The sequence below is a fragment of the Bartonella sp. AD13SXNS genome (genome assembly GCF_042196465.1).
Taxonomy (GTDB): domain Bacteria; phylum Pseudomonadota; class Alphaproteobacteria; order Rhizobiales; family Rhizobiaceae; genus Bartonella.
This window is the reverse complement of record NZ_JBHIQI010000022.1, coordinates 1-11,828: the sequence shown is the minus strand read 5'-3', so window position 1 is coordinate 11,828 and position 11,828 is coordinate 1. Positions and strand designations below refer to the sequence as shown.

General features: G+C 35.2%; 6 protein-coding genes and 2 pseudogenes. 2 read left to right on the top strand and 6 right to left on the bottom strand.

The features are described 5' to 3' along the window. Positions 1–214: pseudogene (locus ACFIMQ_RS08645) on the top strand (phage portal protein); the annotation flags it as partial. Positions 215–336: 122 nt separating this feature from the next. On the opposite strand, the gene ACFIMQ_RS08640 reads toward ACFIMQ_RS08645, so the two are convergent. The 6 genes from ACFIMQ_RS08640 to ACFIMQ_RS08615 all read right to left on the bottom strand — a co-directional run bounded on the left by ACFIMQ_RS08640 (position 337) and on the right by ACFIMQ_RS08615 (position 10,556). Continuing rightward, complete coding sequence (locus ACFIMQ_RS08640; RefSeq protein WP_015856199.1) at positions 337–660, bottom strand: helix-turn-helix domain-containing protein; 324 nt, start codon at positions 658–660, stop codon at positions 337–339. A gap of 1 nt (position 661) precedes the next feature. Continuing rightward, positions 662–1,012, bottom strand: coding sequence for a type II toxin-antitoxin system RelE/ParE family toxin (locus tag ACFIMQ_RS08635; RefSeq protein WP_375703840.1), 351 nt, complete (start codon positions 1,010–1,012; stop codon positions 662–664). A 578-nt stretch (positions 1,013–1,590) separates the two neighbouring features. After that, positions 1,591–2,370 (bottom strand): hypothetical protein, encoded by a 780-nt coding sequence (locus ACFIMQ_RS08630; RefSeq protein ID WP_375703839.1) that lies wholly within the window; start codon positions 2,368–2,370, stop codon positions 1,591–1,593. A gap of 97 nt (positions 2,371–2,467) precedes the next feature. After that, a complete protein-coding gene (locus tag ACFIMQ_RS08625) occupies positions 2,468–3,103 on the bottom strand; it encodes a hypothetical protein (RefSeq protein ID WP_375703838.1) in 636 nt (211 codons plus the stop codon). Positions 3,104–3,187: 84 nt separating this feature from the next. Then, positions 3,188–3,955, bottom strand: coding sequence for a hypothetical protein (locus tag ACFIMQ_RS08620; RefSeq protein WP_375703837.1), 768 nt, complete (start codon positions 3,953–3,955; stop codon positions 3,188–3,190). 1,606 nt (positions 3,956–5,561) lie between these two features. Beyond that, entirely contained in the window at positions 5,562–10,556 is a 4,995-nt protein-coding gene (locus ACFIMQ_RS08615; RefSeq protein WP_375703836.1) for a DEAD/DEAH box helicase, read from the bottom strand. Between the two features lie 985 nt (positions 10,557–11,541). Between ACFIMQ_RS08615 and ACFIMQ_RS08610 the strand changes: the two are divergent. Next, positions 11,542–11,828, top strand: a pseudogene (locus ACFIMQ_RS08610) (ShlB/FhaC/HecB family hemolysin secretion/activation protein); the annotation flags it as partial.

The following is an 11,828-nucleotide window of genomic DNA, read 5'->3' as shown; positions in this document are numbered from 1 at the left end:
GCCATTAGACGTAGCCAAGCAAATGTTTCCCAAAGCCCATTGGACAGAGCTGAGTGCAGATTGGGCAAGGGATGGGAGCTCTCATGAAGGTGTTCACCATAATGATCTTGATTATTACAGTGATGAGAAGGGCATTGATGTTGAAAACGGTCGACGGATGGTCACGCTTGTTGAAGGACATTATAAACAAAAATACAATAAAGTCAATAGTTTGTTTGTAATTATTTTATAAGAATCCACTTAAGAATCCACACTTTTATACGTGATTCATTTGACTATTTTTTATATAAGATTGCCATGCATGAATAGACCCAAAAAAGCTAATCATAAAGAAGTTTAAGAAGAAAAAACAACTTCAAAATGTCCTTCAAGCGTTTTAACTTCTTTCGGATTAACAATAATCTTTATATCGTTTCCCAATTTTGCCAAACACTCAAGCATTTTCATTTCACTAATTCCTCGAAATTCTCCACTTAAGAGTTTAGACAGTTTTGGTTGAGTCATTTTCAAAAGTTGACTAGCCTGTTTTTGTGTTAAGTTCTTTTCTTTCAGAATTTGACTAATCTTATGAGCAAGTTGCGCTTTGATAAGCATCTCTCTGGAATCTGAAAAGCCAAGATCCGCATAAACATTGGAACTACCGTGAAAAACATTGATCATTTTAATTCCCTTCTAATTGTTCTGCTAACTTGAGACGTTCTTTAATCAGATTAATGTCTGGTTTTGGTGTTGCAATGCCACGGGTCGATTTTTTCTGAAAACAATGCAACACATAAAGAGATTTTTTATATTGTATCGTATAAACAGCGCGATAAGTTCCTTTGATATCGCGTTCAATAATTTCTAGAATATTGGCAGATCCAAACCCCTTGAGAACCTTAACATTTTCTCCTCTATCTCCTATCTGAGCAAGATAAAGAGCATAACCAATCCTTTGTTGAATAAGATCAGGAAGACTTTTTATATCTTTGAGTGAAGAACCAAGCCATATGATACGTTTTATTTTACTCATGATTATTAATATACTCATATGGGTATATTTTCAAGTGGTTATTCTAATTTTGTGATTTTTTAATAACTATTATTAATAAAATTGACTTGATAAAAATGGTAACAAAAAACCATAATTGTTTATTTATCTTATGAAAAGCTGCTTTGTAAAAACCAACGCTTCCAAATGTAAAAAGAACGTTTTTACAAGACATTCACTTAATATGCATTTGCTTTTGATTGGATTGATAAAGCTACCGAGCATTTTGATTTGTTTGATACGTTTAATAGCCATAACAAGCGTTTATAGGCTCTCTCATTCAAATGAGTGATTAAAGATCATACGCACATTTACATTCCTTTTGATAAGTTTTCATATCTCTCATAGAGCGCTTGCAATATGATACGTTTTGTATATATGCATTCATTACTCCATTGTGGATGATTCATTTTAATCAATAAGAAACGCTATTTGAAAGCCGCGTCATATCATTTGACACGGCTTTTTTTATGTTACTCTCTCTTTTATGATATGTTTATAGCAATGCATTTTATATGCGTTTATACACCATAAAGAAAGCACGCCCCCCACGCCGTTCTTTATTCTGTTTTATCAGTTATATTGACAACATTATCCCTTTCATAAACCTCACATTTTTTTGGAACCAACCTTACTTTGCTTTTTTTATTGATTTTTGCATTGCCATAAACACGCCCCCAGATCGTTGCACAATATGAGATTTTAGCATTGCCATAAACAGAGCCATAAATCTCACAAGAGCCACTCACACAAGCATTTCCATAAACCTTGCCATAAATTTTAGCACGACCATTAATAACAGCATAATTATAAATTTTTGCATGGCTATAAATGCAAGCAGAGCCACAAACCTTGGCATGACCATAAACGCGTGCATAACTAAAAACCGTAGCATCATAAGAAACATGCGCATGATCATAAATATGAGCATCAGCAAGAATGCGGGCACTACCATTCACATGAGCATACCCATAAACATTGCCATAAACATGAGCATTGCTATAGACAAAAGCATGGTCATAAACTTTAGCATATTGAGAGATAAAAGCTTTTCCATAGACCTCAGCATTGCCATAAACTTGACCACAGACTTGAGAAAAATGGCGTATTTTTGCATTTTCATACACTCTTGCATGACCATAGACACAAGCCTCATCATACACCCAGCAATTACCATCATGGGATAGGTTAACTTCCTTTTCAATAAAGCCGCCTAAAGACCCCGCCTTTATATCATCGAAATCTTTTAAAGCACGAATGCGATAAAGAGTTATAATATTTCGAGTAAGAGCATGTTTGATTTTTTTGATTTCACTGGTTAATTCATATTTTTTGCACATAGAGATACCCTCACAATTTAATGTGATAAACATTTGATAAAATTTGGAATGGAAAATTTGCTTAAAAAGCAGGCGCCCCCGCCGCGCCCGCGCGTCTTTACGCAGCGTTATTTTCAATAATCTTTACAACGGTATCGTTTTCATAAATTTCACAATCTTCAGGAATTCCATATGCATAATAAAAGTTTTGTTTGACATATGAATAACCATCTCTTTTTAACCTTGCATTGCCATGTACCAAACCTCTAATGGTGTGATAACCAGTCACTTTTGCATTCCCATAAACAGAACCATAGACCTTAACATACCCACCCACGCTAGCATTGCCATAAACCTTGCCATAAATTTTTGAAGAGCTACTTACAACAGCATGATCATAAACCTCAGCTTTGCTATAAATGCGTGCACTTCCTGTTAATTTTGCATTCCCATAAACCCTTGCATATTGATAAACCCACACCTTATCAGAAAGATGCGCATTGCCATAAACAAAACCACCAATGGCAGCATTGCCATATACCCTTGCATTTTCATAAACACGACCAGATTTTACAACACAAGCATTATCATAAACCCAGCAATTGCCATCATGAGAAAGGTTATCTTCCTTTTCAATAAAGCCCCCTAAAGTACCTGCTTTAACATCAGCAAAGTCTTTTAATGCTTTAATGCGATAAAGGGTATGATTATTAATTACACGCGTTTCATTTGTGAGTGCAAACTTCTTTTGCATGAGCACAATTCCTTTATAGAGATTTAAATTTTTAAAATGAAATATTTAGAAGGAGGGCGCCCCCGCCGCGCCCGCGCGTGTCATTTACGCAGCATCACTTTCATATTCGCTGTTATCATCATCGTCATAATACCCTTCAAAATCAGCATAATACTCATGACGATAATAATCATCTTCGCTACCAAACTCAGGATATGCATCATCACAGATATCTTCATTAGCTGTTAAAGAGGCATTGCTATGAATATATGAAGAACCAGAGATAAGAGCATCACAAATAACGGCATCATCAAAAACACGTGATTCATCACAAATGTAAGCAGAGCCACTTATTTTTGCATTGCCTCCGACATGGGCATCATCACAAATGACAGCATTATCGGAAATATGAGCATGATCAGTGACACGGGCGTTATCATAAATTTGTGCATTGCCTTCAATTACAACGGCGTTGTTAGCATGCGCATTACCAGACAGTTTTGCATTGTCCTTTAATGTCATACCTTCAAAAATAGCATTCCCATAAATTTGCGCATTACCATAGACATCAACAAAAAAGCTTTTTACTTTAGCATTTCCAAAGACGCGTGCATTTTGAAAGACCCGAGCTTTATTATACACCCAGCAATTACCTTCATGAGAGAGATTATCTTCACTTTCAATATAGCCACCGAGGTCACCTTTTTTCACATCATCAAAATCTCTTAAGGCTCTAATTCGAGTTAAGAAATGACCATCGATATATTCACAATCATCAATAAATTCATATTTTTTTGCAGGCTCTTGTTGATTAGCAAGCGCGGTTTCATTTGAAATATTAGAGATAACGGGGGTGTTTTTTGAATTTGTCATAATTAAAACCTTGATGTTAATATTGTTTTGAAATTGACACCCTTATAGGGCGCCGGGCGCTCAAAACACGGCATCAAGTCCGTTGCTACGCTTTTCTCATAAGAGTATTGTATGGCGTAACTACACCCGACATAATCATTATATGCTAATCATAACATAAAAGACAGTCAGTATTTAAAGAAATGGGAAAGGTTGTTTCGTAACCTACCCGCTTGATGTTTAAGTGTTTTGATCACTTGAATATTTATATAACAAAATACGTATTTATTGTCAAACAATATTTTATCTTTTTTGATATTTTTTTAATACGTTATGTATTGATAATATCTTATGCTTATTAATTTCTTCTTTTATATTTATGTGCTTTTAAAGATATATTATAGGCTTTATGAAACGATAGCGTTATTTTCTGAATCTATACATTGATAATATTTAGAAACGCTCTCATAGTGCGTATTTTTAACTTTATAACCTATCAGTTTTTTTCACTAAATGAATTTTAATTTTTTTGTGAATTTTTTTTATAACACATTTGCAACTTAACAGCTTTTCATAGAGATGGTCTTTATAACCAACCCTTTCATTTGCATTATGATTATAAAACCTTGCTGTTTTTATGCATTCTCTATAGCTGTTATATGCTTTATAGCCACCGCATCATTTTTCATTTTCATAAGAGAAACGATAAATAGGATAATTACGATTTATAGACTGTTATGAAAACATCTCAATAGAAACTGATAATTATAGAGATGAGCAAAATCTCTTTTAATAGACCGTGTCAGTGTTGTCAGTTCCTTTTAAGACCCTCTATTATTTTTTTTATGAGTAAAAATTAAAAACATTATATTTCAATAGTTTAATATCTTTAAAACATAACCCATATCAAGAGTACAATCTTGAAAGATAACCAATGATGTGAATTGATTAAAACCTGTCAGTTATGTGTCAGTAAATTGAACTGACAAAATAGATTATTTTAGTGAGTGATTAAAACGTGCTTTATGAAAAGCATATGCTCCTTTAAAGCCTTTTCAAAAGATAGTTTGTAACGCATAAGAAGTACTATCAAGACCATTATGGTTATGAGTTTTGAAGATTTTGAGTATTTTGAGGGTTCCTTTTACGCCCCTTTATATATTATTTTTCAATCAAAAAATAAAAGTTATTATATTTCAATATGTTAATGTTTTAAATAAACAACCCATATTACACACAACACGTAAATACAATCTGTAATATATATAAAAAGGATTTTTGAAGGTATTTTGAGGGTGTGAGAAACCTTCAAAACCTATAAGTAATATAAGAAAATGAATATACATAACTCTCTTTAAACAAAGCTATCATTTTAGATTACGGTATAATCTTTTAAAGGCAATGTAAAAAAATTTAATTCACTTTAGATAGGGTTTCTTAAAAGTCTTAAAGGCAATCCAAATAAGAGTATCTAAAAGTGCAAATGATTTCTTTTTAGAATAACGCATATAAGCACTCTTTTTAAAGATTGTATCTAATCAACTTAACAAAAGAGGTATAGATTATGGTTATAAGCTCTATACCCTTTATGAGTTATCATACCCATTATGTGAACATGCTTTATAAGTTATTCAGTTTCTCTTAGTTCTAATTTTGGTAAGTTCTTAACGATTTTCATTGTTTCTAGACTTACTGTAATAACCCTTTGAAATAACTCTAGAGAGTAAGCAGGGTTACCAATGGTTTCAACAGCATAACGATTGGCATCATTCACAATACCACTCTTTTTATCAGTCTTTACACATTGACGCCCCATAACCCATTCAAGAGCGGGTCTACCATTGACGATATACTCATAAGCGTCAAGTGGGATATCTGTCATGATGATATTGCTATTATAAATAACAGTGGTTTTATCCTTTTCCTTACTATCCTTAATTTTTGCGAACTTCATTTCAGTCACATAATAGAATTTTTCGGGATTAGAGATTTCTGTCTGTTTTGGATTACCCTTTTTAAAGGTCACGGGATAAGGCTCTACATCTTCATAATTCACGTGCAAGTGACCCAGTTCACGCCCTGCTGTTACAAACTTCCAAAAATCACCAGCACTCTTTACACAAGGGATACGAGGCAGTTCTTTAGAGAGGTTATCAGCATAACGAGCACAATAATCTTCCGAATGTAAAAGACCGTAAACATAATAGAATAGATCATCTTTCGTGATAGTTTCATTAGGATAAGCGGCTTTAAAATGGTCTAGACCTTCATCAGTAATGGCATCACACCTTTGTAAATCAGCTGTTTTGTTTTCTTCTATAGAGTTTGTAAATAAAAGGGATTGTTTCTCACTTTTATTGTTACTTTTTAAAGATTCAATATCCTCATAAATATACCTTGGAAAGCATTGACCAGTATCTATTGCATGAAAATTAGGTAGAGTCCTGGTCATTAAGACAGAAAAGCCCACCATTGCTCCTATACCTGTAACTTGTATTACCCTATTTTCATTCATTTGTTCCATAGAGAATACACACGGCATTTTGGAAACTCTATCGTTGAAGGTGCGATTATAATAGAGCCACTGTTTCATAAAAGGGCGATAAAGGCTTTGAATAAAGCACGCTTCTTCAAATTCGAAAATTTTTCCTTTTACCAGTTCCTGCTTAACATTATGGCTCCAACTTATCTTTTTCTCATCTGTATTAACAAAATTATCTACAACCTTTGTACGTGTTTTATGGTCAGTATGTGGATAGGTGTTGTTAAAACGTTCCACTTCACTGTTATAGAAGGCAATCATATTACGCATATTTTTTGCTAAAGCTTCACGGCTAGAGTTGTATGTCCAAGCATCACGATTGGTTTTTAGACCACAAGAATAAATCTCAAAAAGTTTTTTACCATGACTTTTTTTATCACCTTTATCACCTATAGCTAAAAATGCTTTGAAACTGTCATCCCGTTGACCAAGCCAATCCCCATGTTTATCTGGTGTGATTATTTGCCACCCTTGTTTACTCCGTGTAACACCATCAATGCTCCCAAGAGACTCTATTATTGTAAGCTTTTTTTCTCTTGTGAGTGAATTTCCAATGTCATGATAGTAAATTTTACACTCTTCAGAAGCATTGGGGTTTTTGATAAATAGTGTCACAGCAATACCGGTCATACTACCATTGCCAAAAATATTTTCTCCTTCTTGAGCGTTGTTTTTATTCCTCATATTTTTACGAATATCCCCCCGTAAATTAAGCACATAAATACTGCTAAATTCTTTGGCTAAAGATTTTCGTAAACCATCCATAGAATATCCACTGATAAAATTTCCATTTGTGACAAAGCCGATTATTCCAGCATCAGCAATACGGTCACTAGCCCAGCGAATGGCACGAATATAACTATCATAAAGCGCTTGCCTAAGATTTGCTTTAGATTGAGCGGCGTAAGTTTCACCGATACGTTTATTTAATATGGGATAGGGAGTATTCTTTGCATTATCGTTTTCGTTTTTTTGACCTGTTGAGTAAGGGGGATTACCAAAGATAACTTCAATATTGAGGTTTTTCTGAAGTTCTAAATATTCACTGTTTTCCTCTAATAAACCTTTCATCAAATCTTGTTTTTCCAGCATCCGGAATGTATCGGTTAAACCAATATGTTTGAAAGGAATATACTCTCCTTTCTTCAAACTATGATAAGTCGATTCAATGTTAATGGCTGCTATGTAATAGGCTAGTAAGACAATCTCGTTGGCATGGATATCATGACGGAACTTATATTCCATATCCTCTGGTTTTATGAGCTTTGATTGTAAAAGCCTTGTGATAAAGGTCCCCGTTCCAGTGAAAGGGTCAAGAATAGAAACTCCACGTGACCCCAAGCTTTTTCCAAACTCATTACGCAACACATCATCAACAGAATGAATGATAAAATCCACGACCTCAACGGGGGTATAAACAATCCCAAGCCTATCCGTGGTTTTCTTAAACGCCTTGGTAAAAAAATCTTCGTAAAGTTTGATAATAAGATTTTGTCTTGCCTGTGGTTCTGTAATGCCAGAGGCACGGAACTTTACGCTGTCATAAAACTCTTGTAATTCTTTGGATTCTTCCTCAATATTGGTTTTGTCGAGTTCTGTTAAGATTTTTTCCATTGCTTGCGAAATGGCATTATTTTGTACAAATTCATTGCCTTCAAACAAGGCTTCAAACACGGGACGCGTCACAAGATGTTGCGCTAACATCTCAATCGCTTCTTCTTGCTTTATCTCACTGTTTAAGTTGTTTTTTAATTCCTTATAAAACGCATCAAAGGCATGATAAGCTCCGCTTGTTTGATCAGAAAGCAGAGTTTGAAGGCGTGTGATATGGTTTTGTGCAATCTCAGCAACATTGTTCGCCCAAATGCCCCAATAATCACTCATAGTAGATTTTTTAACAATCAGTGTTTTGAGAGCATTGGGAAACTCAACAAAAAAGGGTAATCTTCCTTGTCCTTCATATGTTTGGTGCGGTTCATGAGCTTGTGTCCCAATACAAAGTCCGGATTTTTCTGATTTTTCGTGGAGCGTGATTTCGTCAATAACCGTGGTGACATTCTCTAATTCGGTCTTTTTAGAAACTGTAACAATGTCGATGATAGAGCTTACGTCTTGTCCTAAGACCATCTGGTTAAGGGTTTTACTAAAATTCTCATCATGGGCAAGCAAAGCATTGAGAACTTGCCAGACAACACTGTATCTCTTATTGTTTTTTAATGCCTCTTCTGGTGAAACACCAGCAGGAACACCAACCGGCAAAATGATATAGCCCATCTTTTTGCCTTTTGCACGACGCATCACACGTCCCACCGCTTGTATCACATCCACTTGGCTTTTACGCGGGTGTAAAAACATAACCGCATCAAGGGAAGGAACATCAACACCTTCTGAAAGGCAGCGTACATTGGTTAATATACGGCAGACATTCTCACCCGCATCTTCTTTCAACCAATCAAGTTTTATCGTACGGTTTTTGGCACCAGATTTTCCATTAATATGATCTACTTGACAGTTAAGAGGAGGAATATTTTTATGGTTTTCATGAAGATCACGTAAATCTTTCTTAACTTCTTCATCGTTGAATGTTCTACATATACGTTCAGAAGTATCAATATCTCTACAAAAAGCCAAAGCCCGATGCATGGGTCTTGTATCATCTCCAAGATCAATTTTCAGATCCATTTTGGTAAGAGCTTGATAACAACCCATGATCTTTGTTCTATCATCAAGAATAAGTTCATAATTCTCATCTGTCATCAGATGCTGGATAGATTTACTCACTTCTCCTTCATCAACACCTAAAACGATAATCTTGTAAGGCGTTAAAAGTCCATTTTTTACAGCATGGGAGAAACTATAAGAATAAAGGATTTTGCCATAAAGCTCTTCATCATCCATAGAAGCCAGAACGGCATCAATCTCATTAGCTTGTTTTTTGGCATTATCACTAAAGATACGAGGTGTTGCTGTCATATACAGACGTTTCTTTCCCCGAATAAGGCTATTATTATGAACCTTGATAAACTCAGATTCACTCTTGTCTGTTCCTAACACAGCTCCAGTGGTACGGTGTGCTTCATCACAAATGATCAGATCAAATTCCGGTAAAGCATATTTCTTTTGCGCATCCGAAATCACTTGTATCGAATGGTAGGTAGCAAAGACCACTGTCATTGTATCAGGAGAAGTCTTATTGGCTTTTTCTCCAAGCTTTTGAGAATCTGTTGTTGCTGGTAGAGCGAGATCCGAGACATCGAGTTCGGCAGCATCATCTTGGGCTTTACGACGCTTACCAACTTGTGTATCAGAACACACGGCAAAGGAACGCAAGGGTATTGCTGTATCTGCTGTCCATTCTCTTATTGTTTGTGACATTAAAGAAAGAGAGGGGACAAGGAATAAAACACGTTTACCTTGACCAGCAAGAGCTTCTGCTATCTTCAGACTGGTAAAGGTCTTTCCCGTTCCACACGCCATAATCAGCTTGCCGCGGTCTGCTTCTTTTAACCCTTCACAAACAGCTTTAAGCGCTTCTTGTTGATGATCTAAAAGCTTTTTCGGTTCTTTTTTCTTAAGAGTAGCTTCCCCTTTGCTTTCAAAGGTTGACCAATCTATTTGACTGTTTTCCAGATCGAAAAGATTAATCCGTTGAATGCGGACTCCTTGTCCTTCACAGGTGAGATCGGCATTGTTACTCCAATTACCTTCGGTGCTATCAACCAGAATACGGCGTGTGAAGATCTTTTTTCCCGAGGCAGCAATAAAGCTATCAATATCTTCTTTCTTGATCTGATGATTTGCACTATAAAACTTACATTGAATAGCCGCATATCCTTCTTCATCACGAATTTTAGCAACCAGATCAATGCCAATATCACGCCCATCTTCTCCATGCTCTTTTGCCCATTCACAATAGGTTTGAACCTTTTCATATTCTTGGCATTGTAGAGGGTCTTGCGTCAAATAAGCAATTACAAACTTTTCAAAAGAAGTTCCTCTATCGCGCGCACTTTCTGTATGATCACGGTAGGATTGTAACAGAGAGCGTAATGTCAGTGGTTTGTTATGAGATTGAAGCATTTATAATAAAACCCCACCGCTTTATAAGCGTTGATCTATCGGTGTTAAAAAACTTTAAATAGAATCTGCTAGATCTATTTAAAACAAATAGCAATAATAAAATAAAAAAAGGGTGCTAAAGACCCACAACCTGCTTAAAAAGAAATTTTATTAAAGGCTACTTATCCACAGCCTATGACATGAGGTAAAATCAGCAAAATAGTGAATTTTGCTGTTCGTTTCACGTGTTCATCAAGACAAATGAACTATGTGCTTTTAAAATATCATAATGAGTATTTTGATAGGTTTTATGTGTCACTAAAATAGTCTATTTTGTCAGTTTAATTTACTGACACAAACTGACAAATATATATTATGGATTGTATTTAAGGTTGTATTGTCGATATAGGTTGTATCATTAAAATACTAACATATTGAAATATAATGTTTTTAATTTTCTCTCATTTAAAAAAAATAATATAGGAGCTAGAATGAACTGACAAGACTGACAAAACTCTTCTGATAAGGTCACTCAGATCATTTGCTTTTGGAAAAAAGTTCCTTGATGAGAATGCCATAAAAAGAGTTTTGCGTGGTTATCTTAAAGACTTCAAAAGAGATTTCTTATTGTTTTATGCTGTTGTTTTTGACGACAGGATGTGCTTGATCGCATGATGTCTCGTTTATATGCGTGTTGAGTGGCTTAGAGGGGCTGGAGAGTGAATTTATCTCTAATTATTGATAAATATATTGTAGCATTAAACTGGGGATATTGATGTATTAACCATTGACGGGCTAAACAGTTTTGTTTAGAGGTTTTTCCATAGAAATGTGGGGGAGAGATCTTCAGCAGTTAAAATAAAGTGGTTTTTGTAAAATAAAGCAGTTTTTTAGTGTCACTTTTTGGGTTACAGAGGCATGTGCTTTTGTTAAAAGCGTTATAGGGCAGTGGCTGTTTTGAGTGGATTTATTAGCGGTTCCATGAAGTTCTTTTAAAGAGTGCTTCATGAATAATGCAAAGCGGGGGCAATCTGTATTGTTATTGATATTTTTACGCCAAAGTTCTCTTTTGAGAATTTTTCGTGCCATTGTTGTTTTCTTTGGTTTGTTTACAGGTGTAAATGTTTATGCGCGCTCCTCAGCTATTTTTCATTCCCCAACCGATAATTTTTCTCGCCAACAATCTGAGAAGCAGCAATTAGAAAGAATTGAGAAATTACGGTCTTTAACGCCTAAAAGGATCAAGACGCCTTCAGAGCAAAATCCAGAAATGCTTTTGGGTGGGAAGCAATG

Coding starts and splice junctions, on each gene's coding strand:
- ACFIMQ_RS08640 (WP_015856199.1), bottom strand. CDS start 660: ATGATCAATGTTTTTCACGGTAGTTCCAATGTTTATGCGGATCTTGGC.
- ACFIMQ_RS08635 (WP_375703840.1), bottom strand. CDS start 1,012: ATGAGTAAAATAAAACGTATCATATGGCTTGGTTCTTCACTCAAAGAT.
- ACFIMQ_RS08630 (WP_375703839.1), bottom strand. CDS start 2,370: ATGTGCAAAAAATATGAATTAACCAGTGAAATCAAAAAAATCAAACAT.
- ACFIMQ_RS08625 (WP_375703838.1), bottom strand. CDS start 3,103: ATGCAAAAGAAGTTTGCACTCACAAATGAAACGCGTGTAATTAATAAT.
- ACFIMQ_RS08620 (WP_375703837.1), bottom strand. CDS start 3,955: ATGACAAATTCAAAAAACACCCCCGTTATCTCTAATATTTCAAATGAA.
- ACFIMQ_RS08615 (WP_375703836.1), bottom strand. CDS start 10,556: ATGCTTCAATCTCATAACAAACCACTGACATTACGCTCTCTGTTACAA.